We start from the raw sequence: 22,416 nt of genomic DNA, 5'->3' as shown, positions 1-22,416 counted from the left end.
AATTAAAGGTAGTAAGATAAAAATACAAACTGAGTTAGATTACTCCAATTCTTCATAATCTATGTATTCGCCAACATTCTTACTTGATGAAGTATTAGAATTTGGCATTTTATCAATTATTGTCTCACCTTCCTTTCTTTGCTTTTGCTTAGCTTGGTTTTGGAAATCACCAAATTGTTGACCAAAACGTTGTTCAGCTTTTTTCACAACATATTTTGCCAAATAAGGTGCAAATAGTCGCGACAAAATCTTCAAACCATACCATATTAACATGATAATGAGTATCGTTCTAAGGAATCCCACAAGAGACGCGGTTTGTATCATTAATAAAAATTTATTCAAAAATACAATTAACAACGCTTAAATTGAGTTATAAATACTTAAAAAAAATATAAAATCATATATTTGAACCTAAACACCTACATTATGATATCCTTACAAACTAAGTTAACATCAATATTACTATTAATAAGTTTTTTAGCCTCAGCTCAGTATACAGATGTTATTAATTCTAACAGACCAGGAGTGTCTCAAAGTGCTTTTGCTGTAGGTAAAAATGTACTTCAGTTTGAATTAGGACCCTCAATAATAAAAGAAGAGCACACACCATTACAATATGAAGTTTCTGGTTTTGCTGTTGATTTTGCAGCCAGATACGGTTTACTTTTTGAGGAATTAGAGATTATTTTAGATGGCGTCTATCAAAATGATACCTTCACCAATAACATATCTAATATTAGCACAGAAGAAGGTAGGAGTAACTTTAAGCGGTTTACCATTGGAGCAAAATATTTAGTTTACGATCCTTACAAAAATGCTGGAGAAGATAAGCCTAATCTTTACAGCTGGAAAGCAAACAGAGCCTTTAAATGGAAGAGCCTCATACCAGCAGTATCAGTATATGTTGGTGCAAATTTTGATACTGAAAACAATCCTTACACAGCGCCAGATGTAGAAGGCATAAGTCCAAAGGTAATGATTGCTACACAAAATAATTTTGCTGGTGGTTGGGTGTTGGTACTTAATTTAATAAAAGACAGAATTGGGTCTGAATTTTCAGACTTTCAGTATATAGTAACACTAACTCACTCCTTTAACCCTAAATGGGCAATATTTGGAGAAGCTCAAGGTATTAGTAGTGACTTTTATGCAGATAATATATTTAGAGTTGGTGCTGGTTATTTACTTAACAAAGACTTTCAGCTAGATGCTAATATTGCTTTTAACACCAAGGATACACCTTCAATTTTCAATTTTAATTTTGGAGCTTCATATAGATTCGATTTTCATACAGACCCAGATAATGGAGATTCTGCAGAAGATGAATATAAAAGACAAGCTAGAAAGCGTAAGAAAAAGAAGAAAAAAACTGACGATTTTGATGATTATAAAGATGAAAGATAATACTGGTATTCTTATATGATTAAGATTACTGAAGCCACTTCCAAGAAACAACTCAAACAATTTGTTACGTTTCCTTTTAAACTCTATAAAGGATCGAAATATTGGGTTCCTCCTATTATTTCTGAAGAAATAAAAACACTAGATAAGGATGTTAATCCTGTGTTTAAAGATGCAGAAGCGCGTTATTTTTTAGCCTACAAGAATAATGAGATTATTGGTAGAATTGCTGCAATAATTAACTGGTTGGAAGTTAATGGACAGAATGAAAAGAAAATGCGTTTTGGTTGGTTTGATGTTATTGATGATGTTGAAGTTACTAGACTATTGCTAGAAAAAGTACATGACATTGGTAAATCTAAAGATTTAAATTACGTAGAAGGCCCTGTTGGTTTTTCTAATTTGGATAAAGTTGGTATTCTTACAGAAGGTTTTAACGAAATAGGAAGTATGATTACGTGGCATAATCATCCTTATTATGCTGAGCATTTTAAAACATTAGGCTACTCTGTAGGTAAAACCTACTCTGAAAATAAAATGGAGTTTAAGAATATACATCAAAAATTCTTTACTCGTATTCAGACTTTGGTTAAAAAACGCTATCAGCTGAGAGCTCTTAATTTTACTGATAATAAAGATATTATGACCTATGCAGATGAGATGTTTGAAGTATTTTCTAAATCTCATGCAGTATTATCCTCGTTTGTAGAAATAAACCAAGATCAACAAGACTATTTTAAAAAGAAATTTATAGGTTTTTTAAATCCTGAATATGTAAAGTTTGTTCTTGATAAAGAGAATAAATTAGTAGGTTTTGGTATTGTAACACCTTCTTATGCTAAAGCCTTGCAAAAAATGAATGGTAAACTATTTCCGTTTGGTTTTATGCATTTATTACAGGCAAAGAAAAAAGCTAAAACTGTAACGTTCTATCTTATTGGTGTTTTACCTGAGTATCAAAACAAAGGTGTAACTGCCATCATTTTTGAAGAGTTTTGGCAAACGTTTAATGCCAAAGGTATTGAGTTGTGTGTCAGAGGTCCTGAATTAGATGACAATGAAGCTATTCAAAAACTATGGAAAAACTTTAAGCCAGTAACACACAAAAGACGTTGTACATTCAAAAAAAATATCGCGTAAAAAAAGCCACTTTCTTGTGGCTTTTGAATTTTATATAATATTAGTTTAGAAAATTTTACTCACCCATTGCAGCTAAAACAGCAGCAGACAATCTCTTGTAAGTTCCGTTTTCTAGACGATCTCTAATGGCTGAAAATGCATTTAAAGTTTCTTCAACATCTTGTAGTGTATGTGTGGCAGTAGGTATCATTCTTAATAAAATTAATCCTTTAGGTATGACAGGATAAACCACTATAGAACAGAATATTCCATAATTTTCTCTAAGATCTTTCACTAAAGCCATTGCTTCAGGAATACTACCTTTTAAATATACAGGAGTAACACAACTTTGCGTCGTACCAATATCAAATCCACGTTCTTTTAAACCAGATTGTAAAGCGTTTACAATAGTCCAAAGATTTTCTTTTAATTCTGGCATCGTCCTCAACATATCTAATCGTTTTAATGCACCTACAACAAGTTGCATCTGTAACGATTTAGCGAACATTTGAGAACGTAAATTATACTTTAAATAATCTATTATTTCTTGGTCTGCCGCAATAAATGCTCCAGTACTTGCTAATGACTTGGCAAAGGTTGCAAAGTATACATCAATTTCATCTTGTACACCTTGTTCTTCTCCTGCTCCTGCTCCTGTTGCACCTAAAGTTCCAAAACCATGAGCGTCATCTACAAACAATCTAAAATTAAATCTCTTTTTTAAAGCAACGATTTCTTTTAATCTTCCTTGTTCACCACGCATACCAAAAACACCTTCAGAAATCACTAAAATTCCACCTCCTGTTTGCTCTGCCATTTTAGTGGCTCTCTCTAAATTCTTCTCTAAGCTTTCTACATCGTTATGCTTATAAGTGAAACGTTTTCCCATATGCAAACGAACACCATCTATAATACAAGCATGAGCATCTACATCATACACAATAATATCGTCTTTAGATACTAAAGCATCAACTGTAGATACCATACCTTGGTATCCAAAGTTTAATAAGTATGCTGCTTCTTTGTTAACAAAAGCAGCTAATTCGTTTTGAAGCTGTTCGTGAAGAGCTGTGTGACCAGACATCATTCGTGCTCCCATTGGGTAAGCAGAACCATATTGTGCAGCAGCTTCGGCATCTACTTTTCTTACTTCTGGGTGATTTGCTAATCCTAGATAATCGTTTATACTCCAAGTAATTACCTCTTTACCTTGAAACTTCATTCTGTTAGAGATTTCACCTTCTAATTTTGGGAATACAAAATACCCTTCTGCATGTGAAGCCCATTTTCCTAAAGGTCCTTTATCTCTGTATATTTTTTCAAATAAATCCTTCATCAATACTCGCTACTATTAGTCTTATTAGTTGTGGCAAAATTAGGTAATAATATTATGAATGCATAATTTAATTATTAACTAATGCTAATAAAAAAAACCTGTTACAACAACGTGTTATAACAGGCTATAAATTCTTTATTAATTCGTTATTTAATATACTGTATTTCTTCTATAGTACTGTGCTCACTATCAAAAAATCCTTGAGCTTGCATCCACTTATCATTATAAATTTTACTCATGTATCGAGAACCATGATCAGGAAATATAACAACAACTCTATCTGTTGATTTGAACTCGCCTTCTTCATTTAGTTGCTTCAATGCTTGCATTGCTGCACCACTTGTGTAACCTACAAACAAGCCTTCTTTACTCGAAATTTCTCTTGCAGTATGTGCACTTTCTTCATCTGTAACTTTCACAAAAGCATCAATAATATCGAAATCTGTAGCTGTAGGTATTAAGTTTTTACCTAAACCTTCTATTCTGTATGGATAAATTTCTTTCTCATCAAACTCTTTGGTTTCATGATACTTTTTTAATACAGAACCATAAGCATCAACACCTATAACTTTAATATCTGGATTTTGCTCTTTTAAGTATTTAGCTGTTCCGGAAATTGTTCCACCTGTTCCACTACACGCTACCAGATGTGTTATTTTTCCTTCTGTTTGTTCCCAAATCTCTGGTCCAGTGCTTTTATAATGTGCATCAATATTTAACTGATTAAAGTACTGATTTATATAAACAGAGCCTTTTATTTCACTGTGTAAGCGTTTTGCAACTTGATAATATGATCTTTGGTCGTCTGCACTAACATGAGCAGGACACACATATACATGCGCTCCCATAGATTTTAACATATCTATCTTATCTGCTGATGATTTTGAACTTACAGCTAAAATACACTCGTAACCTTTAATAATACTTACCATAGCAATACTAAAGCCTGTATTACCAGAGGTAGTTTCTATAATAGTATCTCCTGGAGTTAATATACCCTGACGCTCAGCTTCTTCTATGATATGGAGTGCTATACGATCTTTGGAAGAATGTCCTGGATTAAAGGCTTCCACTTTTGCAAAAAAATCACCTTCAAAGTTAGAAGTTAATTTATTTAGTTTAATAAGAGGTGTTTCGCCAATTAGGTCTAACACATTATTATACACTTTTTTGTTTTTCATAAATGCTATTTATCAACCACAACAAATAGGTCTAAAACCGAGCAAAATTAACATTTTTTTCGTAATTATTGGCAAATTCCCTCTAAATCTAGTAAAAACGCATATTCTTCAGCATCTTCTTTTATAGCATCAAATCTACCTGATGCTCCACCATGACCAGCTTCCATATTTGTTTTTAAGTATAATTTGTTGTTATCTAATTTAAGTTCTCTCAGTTTTGCAACCCATTTTGCAGGTTCCCAATACTGAACTTGAGAATCGTGCAATCCAGCAGTAACCAATATATTTGGATAAACCTTCGCTTCTATATTATCATAGGGAGAATAGGATTTCATATAATCATAAAAGGACTTTTCATTAGGATTTCCCCATTCATCATACTCACCTGTAGTAAGCGGTATAGAATCGTCTAACATTGTAGTAACAACATCTACAAAAGGTACAGCAGCAATTACTCCGTTATACAATTCTGAAGCATCATTTATTATTGCTCCCATTAATAATCCTCCAGCACTTCCTCCCATGGCATAGAGTTGATTTGCGGTTGTATAACCTTCAGAAATTAAAAATTTTGAGCACGATATAAAATCGGAAAATGTATTTTTTTTATTAAGGAGCTTACCATTATCATACCATGGTCTACCTAAATATTCTCCTCCTCTAACATGTGTTATAGCGAAAATGAAGCCTCTATCTAAAAGACTCAATCTAAGACTTGAAAAATATGGATCTACTGTAGAACCATAAGAGCCATAAGCATATTGAAGCAAAGGGTTACCATCAGTTTTCTTTAAATTTACGTTGTAAACCAGAGATATAGGAACTTTGGTTCCGTCTTGGGCTGTTGCCCAAATACGTTCAGATTTATAATTTTCTTTCTTAAACGCTCCGCCTAAAATTTCTTGCTCTTTTTTAATTGATTTCTCCTTTGTTTTCATGTTAAAATCAATTACTGAAGCTGGAGTTGTTAGGGAATTATAGCCATATCGTAATATTTCAGTATCAAAATCTACGTTAGTTCCTGTGTAGACTGTGTAAGTTTCATTATCAAAAGGTAAATAGTATTCCGTCTTAAAATCCCAAGTTAAAATTCTAATAGTATTTAATCCATTAGTACGTTCACTAACGACTAAGTAATCTTTAAAAATATCGATATCCTCTATCAATGTATCATCTCTGTGCGGAATCAGATCTTTCCAATTTTTAAGATTTGTAGAATCTTTAGATGTACGCATTAGTTTAAAATTAGTAGCACCATTATAATTGGTGACAATATAAAAATGGTCTTTATAATGCGAAATACTATATTCTAATCCTCTAATACGTTCTTGAAACAATTTAAAAACTGCATTAGGCTCATCAGCTTTAATGTAACGATATTCATTTGTTGTTGTACTGTAAGAGGCTATAATTATATAATCTCTAGATTTAGATTTATAGACTGCTGTACCAAAAGTTTCATCATCTTCTTTATAGACCAGTACATCTTTATCACTTGTTGTTCCCAATACATGCTTATAAACCCTATCTGATCGCAATGTTTTTTCATCCTTTTTTGTATAGAATAACGTTCTGTTATCATTAGCCCAAGCCGAGGATCCTGTGGTTTTTGTAATCTCTTCTTTTCTAATTACATTAGTATTAAGATCTTTTACTAAAAGGGTGTATTCTCGTCTACCAATTGTATCTAATCCAAAAGCAATTTTAGTATTATCAGGACTGACATTTAAACCTACTAACTTAAAATAGCTAAATCCTTCTGCCATAATATTGCAATCAAATAGAATTTGCTCTTCGGCATTTAAGGTTTCTTTACGCCTTGTATAAATAGGGTAATTTTTACCAGTTTCAAACTTTACAATATACCAATAGCCATTGTATTTATATGGTACAGAACTGTCATCCTCCTTTATCCTAGCTTTCATTTCCTCAAATAAATCTGCCTTTAAAGTATTGTTATGCTTAGTTTCATGCTCATAAAATTCATTTTCAGCCTTTAAATATTGAATAACCTGAGGATCGTTTCTATCATTTAACCAGAAATAGTCATCTACACGTTTATCATTGTGTTTTTCTAAAACCTTTGGTATTTTTTTAGCTACAGGTGCTTGCATCTAGAATTTTGTTTTGATAGAGTGCAAAAATAACATTTAAAATACATCTTTAAATCAATGAATAAGGCTAAACTTTTAGGTCTAATTTGTAATTTTACAATTAATTAAAATTTAATATTATGTTTGGAGATATGATGGGTATGATGAATAAAATCAAAGAAACCCAAGAAAAAGTTGAAGCTACAAAACGACGTCTAGATACGGTTCTAATTGATGAATCTAGCTCTGATAATAAACTTAAAGTAACACTAACTGCCAATAGAACTATTAAGGCTATTTCTATAGACGACGAGTTACTCTCAGATAAAGACATGCTAGAGGATTATCTTATCCTCACAATTAATAAAGCTGTTGAGCGTGCTAAACAAGTAAACGAAACAGAGCTTGGTGCTGTTGCTAAAGAAGGTATGCCAAACATTCCAGGATTAGATATGTTCAAATAAAAATTTCCAAAGTTTTTTAAAAATTTGGTAACTTATACCTATCCTAAGCTACTTATTAATCATAACCGTATACAAACAAAACTAAATCAATCAAAATGAAAAAAGTAGTACTATCAGTTTTAGCCTTAATAATCTTTATTTCTGCTTATTCTCAAAAAGACAAGCGCCTAAAAGGTATTGAAAATGAACTCAATGCTGTACTAGAAGTTACTAAAGCGCCAGGTTTCGCCGTAGCTGTAGTAGAAGGAGATAAGGTGATCTATGCCAAAGGATTTGGTTTTAGAGATTACGAAAATAAAATTCCTGTTGATGCTAATACGCTGTTTGCCATAGGATCCTCTACAAAAGCCTTTACTTCAGCTATCTTAGGAAAGCTTAGAGAAGATGATAAATTGTCTTTTAACGATAATCCTAGGGAATATATTCCTGAGCTTAAATTTTATAATGATGATCTTAATAATAATGTGATCATTAAAGATTTAATGCGCCACAGTACAGGATTACCAAGACATGATGGTTCATGGTACTTCTTCCAAACACATGATAAAGACAGCTTATTACAACGCATAGCTTATCAAGAACCCTTTACAGGTATACGTCAGCAATGGTATTACAACAACTTTATGTTTTTAGCACAAGGTATTATTGCCGAAAAAATCACAGGTAAAAGTTGGGAAGATAATATTAGAGAACACTTCTTAATACCTTTAGGCATGGAGCGAAGTAATGTGACTATAGCTGAAATGAAATCTGCAACTAATGCTGCTTTAGGTTACGAACTATCATCTAATGATGAAATTAAAAAAATGGATTACTACGACATTGCAGGAATGTCTCCTGCAGGAAGCATTAATAGTAGTGTTAATGATATGACCAAATGGCTAATAACTTGGATAAATAATGGTAAATATGGCGAAGAACAGATTATTCCAGAACCTTATGTAAGAGAGGCTATGAGTTCTCAAATGGTCATAAATGCAGCTTTACCAGATGAAGAATTACCAGATATGCACTTTGCAAATTATGGTTATGGTTGGATGCTTCAATCGTACAGAGGACATTATCGTGTGGAACATGGTGGAAATATTGACGGTTTCTCTGCAAGTGTAGCCTTTTTTCCAACAGATAAATTAGGTATTGTGGTACTTACTAACCAGAATGGATCTGCAGTTACAGGTTTAGTAAGAAACACAATTGCAGACCGAATGCTAGAAGGAGAAAAAACAGATTGGGTTCAACGCTATGCTGATGGTGTTGCAAAAGCAAAAGAAGCCGAAAAAGAAGTAAAGAGTGATACTGATGAAGCTAAAGTCAAAAATACCAGACTATCACATGTAAATATGGATTATACTGGATCTTACACTAATAAAGGGTATGGCACTTTTGAAGTTACCATGAGAAATGATTCGTTATTTTCAAAATCTCCAAAAAGTGATATTTATTTACATCATTATCATTATGATACTTTTGAAATGATAACCTACAGAGACCATAAACCTGATACTTTAGAGTATGGAGAAGGCTTAAAAATTAAATTTATAACAAATACTGCTGGTGACATTTCTGATGCTGCATTACAAATAGAACCTACTCTAGATGCTATTAACTTTAAGCGTACACCAAATAGTTTAGATATAGATGTTAAAACCTTAAACTCTTATACAGGTGAATATGAGTTATCTGGAACAACCATTAAGGTTTATGTTAAAAATGAAAACACACTTTACTTATTTGTACCAGGACAACCAGAATACGAACTTATTCCAACTAAAAAACACTTATTTAGTTTTAAAACTTTAGAAGGTTTTAAAGTAGAATTTGTTGAAGAAGATGGAGCTATAGTTGCAGCAAAAGCTATACAGCCTAATGGTACGTTTGTAGCTAAACGAAAGACTGAATAATAATACGCATATTTTTGCATGATTTGAGTTTAGAGAGTGTTACCAATTAAAATGCTTTGTCAAATAACTAATAATTAGATTGAATTTTATAAAAAACATCTTTAAACAAAACAAAAAAGAATCTTTAACAGGAGCTTTTTTCAATGCAACTGAATCTGAAATGAATCAGCTATTATGTGGCATAGGTACATCTAAAATTAGGGTTAATGATATTGTTATTTCTGATTATCCATTTGAACCTTCTATAGCTTATCCCAATTCAGCAATTAAAGCATCAGAAATTATTGCAATAAGCATAGATTTTGGAGTTTGTAGAATCTATGTTTCAGATGATATTATTTTTATATCGAATGAAAAAAAAGAAGCCTTGAAAACTTTTGCTCAAAATAATAGTATAGGGTTGATACAACATAGCTGGAATTGGGATTGGATATTAGAACCTTATCTAGATACAGAATTTACTAAGGATAATGAACAACGCGTTTTAAAACATTTGCATGAGAACGGAATTACAAGCTTAGAAATTGATCAATTAAGAACAGAAGTTGGAGAGCAAATGTATAAGTACAACTTTGACACTATGCTTTGGGATTGGTGCAGCTTAGGATTATCTGATGTACTTTCTGCAATGCGAGTAAAGTATAACAAAGTTGATTTTAGAGCTTTCTACAAGAAAGCAATAGAGATTGATAAACGAAATGAAAAACCTAGTGTTAACTAAAAGCACCTATTTAATCAACTAAAATTGTACCTAATCTACTTTAACCTTATAATTTTCAATAAACTTTTCCGCTCGTTTATTTCTAGAATTTAAGTCTAAAGCTTTAACGTAGTTTTCATAAGCATTTATACTATCTCCAGAGCGCAAATAAGCGTCGGCCAAACTATCATAAACATTATCACTCGTAGGAAATAATGCTGCATTCATTTTAAAAATACCAAGTGCATTTTCATAATCTTTTTGGCGCATAAAATCATAACCAATTCTATTAAATTCCCATTCATTGATTAACTCGCTTGTAGAATCCTGTTGTTTTATGGCTAAGTAACCCTCAAATGCTTTTTGATAATTTTTATCCTTTAAATGCATACTAGGTGTTTTATAATTGCTATCAACTTTTAAATAATCGTATGTTGAACTCTTTTCAGCATTTTCTGGCACAATAGAAAGATATCGTTTATTAGTCTCAAGATGCTTAGTAAATTCAAGCTTTTTATACATATCACTTACAAAAAAAGTGTTCTCATCTAAAACCACTGGCTTTATTTTACCTTCTCGCCATCTTAACATCAACGTGTTATCTTCGTAATAAATATCAATGATATCGTCTGCATGATATAAATATCGTCCTGCAGTTTCAGATTTAAACTGCTCTGAATAGTTTATATTTTTAGAACAACTGAAGCTAATCATAGTAACTGTAATTAGAATAAAAGATACTTTAGATTTCATAGTAGAAACAAGATTGGTTATAGTTTTGAGCAAAAAAAGTCTCATTATAAATGAGACGATTTTTTTTATTTTATGTTACAACAATATTCATAGTATCTCATTAAGATCTTGCCTGTTTTATTTAACATCCATTAATTCAACATCAAATACTAAAGTTGCATCTGGTGGAATGACACCACCTGCTCCTCTTGCTCCATAACCTAAATTACTTGGAATTACCAAACGTGCTTTATCACCAACATTTAAGAGACTAATACCTTCATCCCAACCTGCAATGACTTGTCCTATACCTACCTGAAAATCTAATGGTTGGTTTCTTTTATAAGACGAATCAAAAACAGTTCCGTCTGCTAACTGACCTTTATAGTGTACAGAAACTGTACTACCTTTTTCAGCTTTTGCACCATTCCCTTTTTGTATAATTTGGTAACGCAAACCACTCTCTGTTTCATCAAAACCATCAGCTAATTTATCTAGCTGTGCTTTTTTAGCTTCGCGCTCTGCTGCAATTCGTCTTTCTCTTGCGCCTTCAAAGGTTCTAAACGCTTCAATAGCATTAAAGTTTTCTGCAGCCTCACCTACCCTCACAATGTTTAAACTCTCAATAGAATCACCTTGAGCAATCATATCAACAACATCTTGACCTTCTTTCACTTTACCAAAAACAGTATGTTTATTATCTAACCATGGAGTTTCTACGTGCGTAATAAAAAACTGACTTCCGTTTGTTCCTGGTCCAGCATTGGCCATTGATAATATACCTGGTTGATTATGTTTTAAATCTGGATGAAACTCATCATCAAATTGGTAGCCAGGATTTCCACTTCCTGTGCCTTGAGGACAACCACCTTGAATCATAAAATCTGGAATAACTCTATGGAATTTTAAACCATTATAATAAGGGTTTCCTTGTGGCTTAGCTGAGTTTTCTAGATTTCCTTCGGCTAATGCAACAAAGTTACCTACAGTTCCTGGTGTTTTCTCAAATTCTAAGCTAACTAGGATTTCTCCTTTTGATGTATTAAATTTTGCGTACAATCCGTCTTTCATGATTTATTTTTTTGTTTAAAGCTGCAAAGATAGTAGATATACTCAATTATCTATTGTGTATTTTTAAAGAAAAATAAGATTTTTGAAAATTTTAAATGAATAGATCTATTCTTTAGAATTAATAACCTAAAATAAAAGAATATTATGAAAAAAAATTTTACAGTATTAACCATAATAATACTAGCTAGTAGTTCTTTATCTATTTACGCTCAAGATCAAAATTTTATATCAGATTATATAGAGCGATTAGAAAACTCAAAAAAATACTTAATCCTTGTTGCAGAGACAATGCCTCAGGATAAATATAACTTTAAAGCATCACCAGAATCATTAACTTTTGCAGAAAATCTATTACATATAGGCTATGCTATGGATTGGCATAGTCAGTCATTACTTGGTGGTAGAGCATCCAGAGATTGGAAGACTGATACCATATTTAAAGTTGTCGATAAATCTAAAAAAGAAATGATTACCTTGTTAGAGAAAACATTTGAAGAAGCTATACAACTAATAACAAATTTTGACACAAATAAACTTAACGACAAACTAGACTACTTTGGTTTAAGTAGAACTAAACGACAAATCTTACTTTTACTAACAGACCATATTACGCATCATAGGGCTCAAATGCTTGTTTACATGAGGTTAAATGGTTTTACGCCTCCTAGATACGTCTTGTATCAGTAAATTTTGAAAAAGTAATCTCAACATGCACTACTAAAAATTATCTTTAGTTTTTTGTTTTAGCTATTTTTACCATATGAAATTTTCACTTACCAAATTAAAGGCTGCTTTTGGTAATCCAAGAGCCATGGAAAAACTACATGTAGATGACCATACTGAAGCTATAATCAACGATTTTGATCAAGAACCTTTTGCGGTTTCTGATGACAATGTACTTTATGCTGGCTTTAATGAGCTAGGTGGTTATTACTTTATGCAAACCATTGTAATTGGTCGTTTTCATGTAAAAACTTTTAAAGGTGCTACACTAGAAATTAATGCTGAAAATCTTCATATTAAGCTTAATTCTGATATGATGGAACTAGAATCTGAATATTCTAATGTATCAAATAGGAGTATTTCTAAAATTGATTTTCAGATTGAGAAACAAGACTTAAAAATCATACAAACGTCTAAGATTTCAGAAATTAAACTCACTTCAAAAAAACAGAGTGTAAGTTTTACTTTATATAAAAAGAAGATTTAATTAGCAACTTCACTAATAAATTTAATTCTATAAAGACGTAGTTCTTCTTCTTCATAATCGCCATCGAACTCTTCAATAGCATCAGAAATTTTATCGGTTTCAGAATCCATAAAATATTCATGAATTTCTTCTTGCTGATCTTCGTCCAAGACCTCATCAATCCAATAATTAATACTAAGTCTTGTACCAGAATAAACAATTGCTTCCATCTCTTTAATTAGATCTGTCATAGTCATTCCTTTAGAAGATGCTATATCATCTAATGGCAGTTTTCTATCAATATTCTGAATCATATACAACTTTAAAGCAGAGTTACTTCCTGTAGATTTTACAATCATATCTTCTGGCCTAATGATATCATTTTCTTCTACATAACTAGCAATTAAAGCTACAAAATCCTTTCCGTATTTTTTAGCTTTTCCGTCACCTACACCATGGACATTACTTAATTCTTCGAGAGATATTGGATACTTTAATGCCATATCTTCTAACGATGGATCCTGAAATATTACAAATGGTGGTACACCTAGAGATTTAGCATTTCGCTTTCTTAAATCTTTTAGCATTTTCATTAAGGTCTCATCTGCTGCAGCTCCACCAGATTTACCTGCTGTAATTATAGAATCGTCATTAATTTCATCAAAAACATGATCCTCTGTCATCATAAAAGACTTAGGCTTATCAATAAATGCTAATCCATTTTCGGTTAATCTTAGTACACCGTAGGTTTCTATATCTTTTCGTAATAAACCAGCAACTAAGACCTGTCTAATTAAAGCCATCCAATATCTAGAATCATTAGCTTTACCAACTCCAAAAAAGGGTTGTAAATCTGTTTTATGTGAAGAAATTAAAGCATTAGGTTTTCCTATTAAAACTTGTACTAGATCTTTAGATTTATATTTCTGGTTGGTTTTATTAACTGTATCTAAAAGAATAGAAACTTCATCCTTAGCTTCATTTTGTTTTTTTGGATTTCTAATATTATCATCCATATCGCCTCCATCACCAGTATCATTATCAAACTCTTCACCAAAATAATGTAATATAAATTTTCGTCTAGACATAGAAGTTTCTGCATAGGCTACAACCTCTTGTAGTAAAGCATGACCAATTTCTTGTTCAGCAACAGGTTTACCTGACATAAATTTTTCTAATTTTTCTATGTCTTTATAGGCATAAAATGCTAAACAGTGACCTTCTCCACCATCGCGTCCAGCTCTACCAGTTTCTTGGTAATAGCTTTCAATACTCTTAGGAATATCGTGGTGAATTACAAATCTAACATCTGGCTTATCAATTCCCATACCAAAAGCTATGGTTGCAACAACCACATCTGCATCTTCCATCAAAAACATATCTTGATGCTTTACTCTAGTTTTTGCGTCTAATCCTGCATGATAAGGTACTGCCTTAACGCCATTTACTTGGAGTACTTGAGCTAATTCTTCAACACGTTTTCTACTTAGACAATATACAATTCCAGACTTACCATCATTTTGTTTAACAAAACGAATAATATCTGCATCTACATTTTTAGTTTTAGGTCTTACTTCATAGTACAAATTTGGTCTGTTAAAAGACGCTTTATAGGTTGTAGCATCAGACATTCCTAAACTTTTCAGGATATCTTCTTGAACTTTTGGAGTTGCTGTTGCAGTTAAACCTATGATAGAAATATCATCACCAATACGTTGGATAATTTTTTTAAGGTTTCTATATTCAGGTCTGAAATCGTGTCCCCATTCACTTATACAATGCGCTTCATCTACAGCCATAAACGAGATAGTAACACCTTTTAAGAATTCTACATACTCCTCTTTTGTTAATGACTCAGGAGCCACGTAAAGCAACTTAGTAATACCATTAGTAATGTCGTCTTTTACACGTCTTACTTCGGTTTTATTTAATGACGAATTTAAAACATGTGCAATACCTTCCTGTTCAGACACACCTCTTATTGCGTCAACTTGGTTCTTCATTAAAGCAATTAAAGGCGATACTACAATGGCAGTTCCTTCTTTCATTAATGCTGGTAATTGGTAGCACAAAGATTTACCACCACCTGTTGGCATAATAACAAAGGTATTTTCGTTTGAAAGTACACTTTCAATAACTTGCTCTTGCAATCCTTTAAAAGCAGAAAAGCCAAAGTACTTTTTTAATGCTGAATGCAAATCAATTTCTGTTATACTCATTAATCCCTATTAGTATTTTATATACATTTGCAGAAGCTTAAAGATAACAAAATCTTTAAATGCATCAAATCCAAAAATTGTTAAGTTTTGAACACTAAACAATCTATCTTAGATATCGCCAAAAAGACCATTCAATTAGAAAGCAAAGCCATTTCTAACTTATCTACGTTATTAACATCAGATTTTGCTGATACTGTAGAATTAATGTATAACTCTAAAGGTAGAGTAATTATTACAGGTATTGGTAAAAGTGCCATAATAGCTAATAAAATTGTAGCGACACTGAATTCCACAGGAACTCCTGCAGTTTTTATGCACGCAGCTGATGCTATTCATGGTGATTTAGGTCTTATTCTCGAGGACGATGTTGTTATTTGTATTTCTAAAAGTGGTAATACACCTGAAATAAAAGTTCTTGTTCCTTTGATTAAGAACGCCAATAATAAAATGATAGCGATTACAGGGAATACGGAATCCTTTTTAGGACAGCAAGCTGATTATGTTCTTAATACATTTGTGAGTCAAGAAGCTTGTCCAAATAATTTAGCTCCGACTACTAGCACAACAGCGCAATTGGTTATTGGTGATGCTTTGGCAGTATGTTTATTGGAACTGAGAGGATTCTCTAGTAATGACTTTGCCAAATATCATCCAGGTGGTTCGCTAGGAAAGCGATTATATTTAAGGGTAAGTGATTTGTCTACTCAAAATATGAAGCCAGAAGTGCATCCTGATACAGATATAAAAAATGTCATTGTTGAAATTTCTGAAAAAATGCTTGGTGTTACTGCAGTTGTTAGTAACCAAAAAATAGTAGGTATTATCACTGATGGCGATATAAGACGTATGCTTACTAATTCTGATGCCTTTGTACATTTAAAAGCCAAAGACATTATGGGAAAAGCACCTAAACGTATCAACATAAACGCCATGGCTGTTGACGCTATGGAAATGATGGAAGAAAATGGTATTTCGCAACTCTTAGTGGAAGACAATGGTACATACGCTGGTGTTGTACACTTACACGACTTAATTAAAGAAGGCATTATTTAATGGCAAAAAAAGACGTCAATCAAATGTCTTTCCTCGATCATTTAGAGGACTTAAGATGGCATCTTATAAGAGCTACTGTTGGTATTTTGATTGCTGCTACGTTAGCCTTTATTTTTAAGAGTTTTGTTTTTGATACTATTATTTTTGGACCAACTAATATGAGTTTTCCAACTTATAAATGGTTATGTAGCATGTCTCAATTAATTGGTATTGAAGAGACTACATTTTGTGCCACAGAATTTCCTTTTATTATTCAAAATAGAACTGTTGCAGGACAATTTTCAGCTCACATATGGACTTCAATTTATGCAGGGTTTATATTAGCATTTCCTTATGTACTTTACCAATTATGGAGTTTTATTAGTCCAGGAATGAGAACTAACGAACGAAAAAGCTCTAGAGGTTTTATAATTATAGCCTCTTTACTATTTTTTATTGGTGTCCTTTTTGGTTATTATGTTGTAACACCTTTATCATTAAATTTCCTTGCTAATTATAGCATAAGTGATAAAATATCTAATGAGTTTGATGCAAGTTCTGTTATAGCAGCTGTGCGATCTTCTTCTTTAGCTTCAGGTATCGTTTTTGAGTTACCAATACTTATTTTCTTCCTTACAAAAATAGGATTAGTAACACCAAAATTTTTAAGAAAGTACCGCAAGTTTGCTTTAGTTATAGTACTTATAATTTCTGCAATAATTACTCCTCCAGATATTACAAGTCAGGTAATTGTTGCTATACCTATATTAATCTTATACCAAGCTAGTATTTATATTTCTGCTTTAGTAATTAAAAGACAAAACAAAAAACAACATGTCAAATAGTGTAGAAGAATTTAATGCCTATCGTGCTAAAATGAACGACAAAATTTTAGCAGATAATAACAAAATCATTAAGAGAATATTTAACCTAGATACTAATGCCTTTTCTGAAGGTGTTCTCGATAAGAAAACAAAAGAATTATTAGGCTTGGTCGCTTCTTTGGTATTACGTTGTGATGACTGTGTAAAATACCATTTAGAAACTTCACATAAAGAAGGGCTTAGTAAAGATCAGGTTGCAGAAGCTATGAGTATAGCTACACTTGTTGGTGGAACCATTGTAATTCCTCATTTAAGACGTGCTTATGAGTATTGGGAGATTTTAGAAACATCACGTTAATAATTACTTAAAACGCAGAACCTAATACTAAATTGATTAAGAATTAGTTATTTTTATCTAAACGAATTTACCACAATGAAGTTACGCGCAGAGCATTTAATGAAGTCTTACAACGGAAGAAAAGTTGTTAAAGATGTTTCTCTTGAGGTAAATCAAGGTGAAATTGTTGGACTTCTTGGACCAAATGGAGCTGGTAAAACCACATCGTTTTACATGATAGTAGGTTTAATTAAACCAAATGGTGGAAGTATCTTTTTAGAACATACTGAGATTACTAAATATCCTATGTACAAACGTGCTCAAAATGGCATAGGTTATTTAGCGCAAGAAGCCTCTGTATTTAGAAAATTAAGTATAGAAGATAATATTCTTAGTGTATTACAACTTACCAAGTTAAATAAGACACAACAGCGTGATAAGATGGAGTCTCTTATAGAAGAATTTGGTCTTGGACATATTAGAAAAAATCGAGGTGATTTACTTTCTGGTGGTGAGCGACGAAGAACAGAAATTGCTCGTGCCTTAGCTACAGATCCTAATTTTATTTTATTAGATGAACCTTTTGCTGGAGTTGATCCTGTAGCCGTTGAAGACATTCAGCGTATTATAGCTAAACTCACTAAAAAAAATATTGGTATTTTAATTACTGACCATAACGTACAAGAAACGTTAGCTATTACTGATAGAACCTACTTAATGTTTGAAGGTAGTATTTTAAAAGCTGGCAAACCCGAAGAACTAGCTGCAGATGAAATGGTACGTAAAGTCTATTTAGGTCAGAACTTTGAACTTCGTAAAAAGAAGTTGGAGTTTTAAAAGCTATACATTAGATTCGTCTGTGTGATTAGATGTTTCTGTAAGCTCCTCTTTTATTAACTTTTTCTGATACTTACTCTGTACAACATCTACTATGACTAAAACTACGATAACAAAATAAAACGTCGTTTTGCTCATTGGTACAATCTCATTGCCAAAGATTTTCAAATGTGCTAGATGACCACCTTCAGTCACCAACATAATACCAACTATAAATAGAATAAACAGACCTAAGACTTCATACATTCTATTTTTAGCTAAAAATACTGAAATTCTATCCGCTAAAAACAACATTAATAAACCACTTACCACAATAGCAATAGCCATGACAATAAAGGCTGTTGTTGAATTTTCAATTTCACTAGTTAAACCAATCGCAGCTAATATTGAATCAAAAGAGAATACTAAATTCATAATAACTATGCTTACTATAGCAGCGTTAGCAGACTTAGATCTTTTATTCCCACCTTCTACGTCATGGCTTAAATCATGAGTAGATATCATATGCCATATTTCTTTAATAGCTGTGTAAATAATAAACCCTCCTCCTGCTAGTACAATTAAACTATGGCCATTAAAAGCAAAATCTAGTACATCTTCGATATGACCTGTTAAAAAAGAAAAAGGTTCTTGAAAATAATCTATAATTGAAACTAGAAGAAACAATAGAACAATACGCAGTGCAATAGCAATTAAAATCCCTACTTTTCTAACGCGTTTTTGATCTGCTAATGGTGCCTTTTTAGACTCTAAAGAGATGTAAAGTAAATTATCGAAACCTAAAACTGCTTGCAGCATCACAAGCATTAACAAAGTGAAAATAATTTCAGCCATACGATTTTATTTGTTTGTAAAATTTTTAATTAGCGATATCATAATGTACAAAAGAATAATTATAGGGATAGCAATAAATTTAAAACTTATTAGGAGTACAATACTAGTAATGATTAGTCCATATTTTTCAATATTAGATTTAAAATCCCAGCTCTTAAACTTTAGTGCAAATAATTTAATGTTAGAGTTTAATAAGTAACACGAAACAAGGGTTAGGATAAGTAAAAATGGTGTACTCATCATTAGTTTTGTAATTAGTGTACTATTCTGAAATTCTAAAATTAATGGAAATGATAGTATTAATAATGTATTAGCTGGTACAGGAAGTCCTTTAAAATAGTCTTGCTGATCTTCATCTATGTTGAATTTTGCCAATCTATATGCTGAAGCAAGTGTTATAAAAAACCCTAAAAGCGGAAATACAGATAGTTTAAAACCTTGCCAATTTATAAAGGAATTCCACGTATCATTATGCGATGCAAAACTAGGTGCATCAACAGTCATAGAAATTAGCTTAAACATTACAATGCCTGGCACTACGCCACTTGTAACCATATCTGCTAGAGAGTCTAGCTGAAGTCCTAGAGGGCTTTGAGCCTTTAATATTCGAGCTAAAAATCCATCAAAAAAATCAAAGAAAATACCTAAGCTTACAAAGAGAGCTGCCGCAACAAAATTGTTGTAGACTGCAAATATAGTAGCAATGCAACCACAGAATAAGTTTAGTAAAGTTACTAGGTTAGGAATATGCTTTATCAAAGCTTTTAAATTAATTATGTAAAAATATAAAAGTATTACGTCTAAATATAAAAAAGATGCAATATCTAAGGTAATTTATAGTTTAATAGAAAGAAAAATATTGTGCATCTTTGTAAAAAATTTTGCTTTTGAAAAATTACGTACTCGTATGCCTAACTTTAGTTAGCCTATTAAGTACAGCTCAAACCACCAGAAAGTATTCTAATGAATTTATGAATATTGGTGTAGATGCTGCTGCTCTTGGTATGAGTAATGCTGTAGTATCTCAATCTGGTGATGTTAATTCTGGGTATTGGAATCCTGCTGGTTTGGTAAACTTAGAAAGTAACCAAATAGCCTTAATGCACTCTAGTTACTTTGCTAATATTGCCAATTACAATTATGCAGCCTTTGGCATGCCTTTAGATAAACAAAGCTCTATTGGTGTTTCATTAATTAGATTTGGTGTTGATGATATTTTAGATACAACTCAGCTTATTGATGATCAAGGCAATATTAATTTTGATAGGATTAATACTTTCTCAACTGCTGACTATGGTTTAATATTTTCTTATTCTAGAAAAGTATTGCTAGTAGATGGTTTAAGTTATGGTGTTAATGCAAAAGTGATACGTCGTATTATAGGAGATTTTGCTAATTCTTGGGGATTTGGTTTAGACTTTGGCATACAGTATCAAGGGAAAAACGATTGGAAGTTTGGTTTAATGGCAAGAGACATTACTACGACCTATAATGCTTGGACTATTAATGAAGATAAATTTGCTCAAATTAGTGGTGCTATAGATGGACAAAATCAAGAATTACCTGAGACCACTGAAATTACTATACCAAAACTTCAAATAGGAATGTCTAAAAAATGGACGTTTCATTATGACTATACTTTAGAAGGCGCTTTTAACTTAAATGTAAGGTTCGAAGAAAATAATGATATCTTTTCTACCTCATTTGCTAGTATAAATCCAGCACTTGGTTTTGAGTTTGGATATATTGACTTAGTGTATTTGAGAACTGGTGTTGGTAACTTTCAGAATGAATTACAAATTGACAACTCTGAAGATCTTACATTTCAACCTACTTTTGGTGTTGGATTTAAATACAAAGGCATTTATATAGATTACGCATTCACAGATATTGGAGACCAGAGCGCAGCACTTTACTCTAATGTATTTTCGTTAAAGTTAGATTTAAGTATCTTTAGATAGTCTAAGCTTGGCTATGAAACAAAAACTACTATTCTTACTTCTCAGTTTTTTTATTTACAAGAGTAATTTAGCTCAACAATTACAATTATCTGAATTTGCTGAAATTAGTGTTTTAACTATTGGTCCAGGAGATATATTAAACGATGCTTTTGGACACTCTGCATTTAGAGTTAAAGATCCAATGTTTAGGTTAGATATTGTTTACAATTATGGTGTTTATGATTTTCAGACTCCAAATTTCTATCTCAAATTTGCACAAGGGAAATTAAATTACCTTATAGGTTTAGATCCTTTTGATAAATTCTATGCCAATTATAAGAATCAGGATAGAACTATAAACCAACAAAAACTAAACTTAACTAAAGAACAACGTCAACAATTATTTGATATTCTTAGAGTAAACCATTTACCTGAAAACAGACGCTATTTATACGATTTCTTTTATGATAATTGTGCTACCAAAATACGAGATGTTGTTAATAATGCTACTAATAACTTAGTGGAATTTAATGCTCCAAAGGATTTAGAGCATAAAACATTTAGACAGCTTATTTACGACCATGTAGATAAAAATTCTTGGGGTAGTTTGGGCATAGATATAGCTCTAGGCTCTGTTATAGATATTGAAGCCAAACCCAATGAATATATGTTTTTACCTAAGTATATTCATACATTTTTTGCAAATGCAACATTGGCATCTGGTGAAGCCTTAGTGAGCTCTACAAAAGTATTATATGAAGAAAATGTGAGACCTACAAAACAATCTTTTTTATCAAGTCCTATGTTTATTTTAAACATCATAGCTTGGATTATCATAATCCTTACTATTAGAGATTATAAATTAAAAAAGCGTTCTAAATGGTTAGATGCCTTAATTTTTTTAATTACTGGAGCTATTGGCATATCAGTTCTTCTGCTTTGGTTTGCAACAGATCATTCGGCTACAGCTAATAATTACAATTTACTTTGGGCTTTTCCATTTAATTTAATCTTAGTTTGGGTATTACTTAAAAAGAACATTAAAAAATGGGTTTTAGGGTTTATAAAGTTTTTAGTGATTATGCTTTGCTTGCTATCGTTACATTGGTTATTAGGTGTGCAAGTTTATGCTTTAGCCTTAATACCTATACTTTTAGCACTTTGCATTAGATATATATACCTAATCTACTATCTAAAAGCTTAAAT

General features: G+C 31.9%; 22 protein-coding genes. 13 read left to right on the top strand and 9 right to left on the bottom strand.

Translation table 11 applies throughout. The features are described 5' to 3' along the window. Positions 1 to 39: 39 nt before the first annotated feature. Positions 40 to 324: a DUF4834 family protein gene (locus RM697_RS01940; protein ID WP_311426158.1), complete on the bottom strand. Its 285-nt coding sequence runs from the start codon at positions 322 to 324 to the stop codon at positions 40 to 42. Positions 325 to 426: 102 nt separating this feature from the next. On the opposite strand from RM697_RS01940, the gene RM697_RS01935 reads away from it, so the two are divergent. Both RM697_RS01935 and RM697_RS01930 read left to right on the top strand, forming a co-directional pair. Beyond that, on the top strand, positions 427 to 1,404 hold the full coding sequence (locus RM697_RS01935; RefSeq protein ID WP_311426157.1) for a transporter: 978 nt from the start codon (positions 427 to 429) through the stop codon (positions 1,402 to 1,404). Between the two features lie 15 nt (positions 1,405 to 1,419). Further along, complete coding sequence (locus RM697_RS01930; protein ID WP_311426156.1) at positions 1,420 to 2,541, top strand: GTP cyclohydrolase; 1,122 nt, start codon at positions 1,420 to 1,422, stop codon at positions 2,539 to 2,541. 55 nt (positions 2,542 to 2,596) lie between these two features. Here RM697_RS01930 and capB read toward each other — a convergent pair whose 3' ends face one another. The 3 genes from capB to RM697_RS01915 all read right to left on the bottom strand — a co-directional run bounded on the left by capB (position 2,597) and on the right by RM697_RS01915 (position 7,151). Next, a complete protein-coding gene (capB, locus tag RM697_RS01925; protein ID WP_311426155.1) occupies positions 2,597 to 3,856 on the bottom strand; it encodes a cysteate-C-fatty acyltransferase in 1,260 nt (419 codons plus the stop codon). A 146-nt stretch (positions 3,857 to 4,002) separates the two neighbouring features. Next, entirely contained in the window at positions 4,003 to 5,037 is a 1,035-nt protein-coding gene (gene capA, locus RM697_RS01920) for a cysteate synthase (protein ID WP_311426154.1), read from the bottom strand. 65 nt (positions 5,038 to 5,102) lie between these two features. Next, on the bottom strand, positions 5,103 to 7,151 hold the full coding sequence (locus RM697_RS01915) for a S9 family peptidase (protein WP_311426153.1): 2,049 nt from the start codon (positions 7,149 to 7,151) through the stop codon (positions 5,103 to 5,105). Positions 7,152 to 7,270: 119 nt separating this feature from the next. On the opposite strand from RM697_RS01915, the gene RM697_RS01910 reads away from it, so the two are divergent. From RM697_RS01910 to RM697_RS01900, 3 genes are all read left to right on the top strand, one after another. Beyond that, positions 7,271 to 7,594, top strand: a complete 324-nt coding sequence (locus tag RM697_RS01910) for a YbaB/EbfC family nucleoid-associated protein (protein ID WP_311426152.1) — start codon at positions 7,271 to 7,273, stop codon at positions 7,592 to 7,594. A gap of 95 nt (positions 7,595 to 7,689) precedes the next feature. Further along, a complete protein-coding gene (locus RM697_RS01905; protein WP_311426151.1) occupies positions 7,690 to 9,495 on the top strand; it encodes a serine hydrolase in 1,806 nt (601 codons plus the stop codon). A 79-nt stretch (positions 9,496 to 9,574) separates the two neighbouring features. After that, positions 9,575 to 10,216 carry a hypothetical protein gene (locus tag RM697_RS01900; RefSeq protein WP_311426150.1) on the top strand — a complete coding sequence of 214 codons (642 nt, stop codon included), beginning with the start codon at positions 9,575 to 9,577 and terminating at the stop codon, positions 10,214 to 10,216. Between the two features lie 30 nt (positions 10,217 to 10,246). On the opposite strand, the gene RM697_RS01895 is transcribed toward RM697_RS01900, so the two are convergent. Both RM697_RS01895 and RM697_RS01890 read right to left on the bottom strand, forming a co-directional pair. Continuing rightward, positions 10,247 to 10,948 carry a tetratricopeptide repeat protein gene (locus RM697_RS01895; RefSeq protein WP_311426149.1) on the bottom strand — a complete coding sequence of 234 codons (702 nt, stop codon included), beginning with the start codon at positions 10,946 to 10,948 and terminating at the stop codon, positions 10,247 to 10,249. A 117-nt stretch (positions 10,949 to 11,065) separates the two neighbouring features. Further along, positions 11,066 to 11,998, bottom strand: a complete 933-nt coding sequence (locus tag RM697_RS01890; protein ID WP_311426148.1) for a peptidylprolyl isomerase — start codon at positions 11,996 to 11,998, stop codon at positions 11,066 to 11,068. Positions 11,999 to 12,142: 144 nt separating this feature from the next. Here RM697_RS01890 and RM697_RS01885 point away from each other — a divergent pair, with 144 nt between their 5' ends. Beyond that, a complete protein-coding gene (locus RM697_RS01885; protein WP_311426147.1) occupies positions 12,143 to 12,685 on the top strand; it encodes a DinB family protein in 543 nt (180 codons plus the stop codon). 73 nt (positions 12,686 to 12,758) lie between these two features. Then, positions 12,759 to 13,208 (top strand): hypothetical protein, encoded by a 450-nt coding sequence (locus RM697_RS01880; RefSeq protein WP_311426146.1) that lies wholly within the window; start codon positions 12,759 to 12,761, stop codon positions 13,206 to 13,208. On the opposite strand, the gene RM697_RS01875 is transcribed toward RM697_RS01880, so the two are convergent. Then, positions 13,205 to 15,406, bottom strand: coding sequence for a RecQ family ATP-dependent DNA helicase (locus RM697_RS01875; RefSeq protein WP_311426145.1), 2,202 nt, complete (start codon positions 15,404 to 15,406; stop codon positions 13,205 to 13,207). The genes RM697_RS01880 and RM697_RS01875 overlap by 4 nt on opposite strands. Before the next feature lie 87 nt (positions 15,407 to 15,493). Here RM697_RS01875 and RM697_RS01870 point away from each other — a divergent pair, with 87 nt between their 5' ends. The 4 genes from RM697_RS01870 (at position 15,494) to lptB (ending at position 18,436) form a co-directional block, all read left to right on the top strand. After that, positions 15,494 to 16,459, top strand: coding sequence for a KpsF/GutQ family sugar-phosphate isomerase (locus tag RM697_RS01870; RefSeq protein ID WP_311426144.1), 966 nt, complete (start codon positions 15,494 to 15,496; stop codon positions 16,457 to 16,459). Beyond that, positions 16,459 to 17,283, top strand: coding sequence for a twin-arginine translocase subunit TatC (tatC, locus tag RM697_RS01865; RefSeq protein WP_311426143.1), 825 nt, complete (start codon positions 16,459 to 16,461; stop codon positions 17,281 to 17,283). The genes RM697_RS01870 and tatC overlap by 1 nt, the downstream gene beginning before the upstream one ends. Continuing rightward, positions 17,273 to 17,620 carry a carboxymuconolactone decarboxylase family protein gene (locus RM697_RS01860; RefSeq protein ID WP_311426142.1) on the top strand — a complete coding sequence of 116 codons (348 nt, stop codon included), beginning with the start codon at positions 17,273 to 17,275 and terminating at the stop codon, positions 17,618 to 17,620. The genes tatC and RM697_RS01860 overlap by 11 nt, the downstream gene beginning before the upstream one ends. A gap of 75 nt (positions 17,621 to 17,695) precedes the next feature. Next, a complete protein-coding gene (lptB, locus tag RM697_RS01855) occupies positions 17,696 to 18,436 on the top strand; it encodes an LPS export ABC transporter ATP-binding protein (protein ID WP_311426141.1) in 741 nt (246 codons plus the stop codon). 3 nt (positions 18,437 to 18,439) lie between these two features. Here lptB and RM697_RS01850 read toward each other — a convergent pair whose 3' ends face one another. Next, complete coding sequence (locus RM697_RS01850) at positions 18,440 to 19,270, bottom strand: TerC family protein (protein WP_311426140.1); 831 nt, start codon at positions 19,268 to 19,270, stop codon at positions 18,440 to 18,442. Positions 19,271 to 19,276: 6 nt separating this feature from the next. Beyond that, a complete protein-coding gene (locus tag RM697_RS01845; protein ID WP_311426139.1) occupies positions 19,277 to 20,029 on the bottom strand; it encodes a CDP-alcohol phosphatidyltransferase family protein in 753 nt (250 codons plus the stop codon). 128 nt (positions 20,030 to 20,157) lie between these two features. Here RM697_RS01845 and RM697_RS01840 point away from each other — a divergent pair, with 128 nt between their 5' ends. Continuing rightward, positions 20,158 to 21,231 carry a putative type IX sorting system protein PorV2 gene (locus tag RM697_RS01840; protein WP_311426138.1) on the top strand — a complete coding sequence of 358 codons (1,074 nt, stop codon included), beginning with the start codon at positions 20,158 to 20,160 and terminating at the stop codon, positions 21,229 to 21,231. Positions 21,232 to 21,244: 13 nt separating this feature from the next. Next, a complete protein-coding gene (locus RM697_RS01835; RefSeq protein WP_311426137.1) occupies positions 21,245 to 22,414 on the top strand; it encodes a lipoprotein N-acyltransferase Lnb domain-containing protein in 1,170 nt (389 codons plus the stop codon). The last annotated feature ends 2 nt before the right edge of the window (positions 22,415 to 22,416 follow it).

It is taken from the genome of Microcosmobacter mediterraneus, from assembly GCF_031846265.1.
Taxonomy (GTDB): Bacteria; Bacteroidota; Bacteroidia; order Flavobacteriales; family Flavobacteriaceae; genus Microcosmobacter; species Microcosmobacter mediterraneus.
This window is presented reverse-complemented; position numbering and strand designations above follow the sequence as displayed.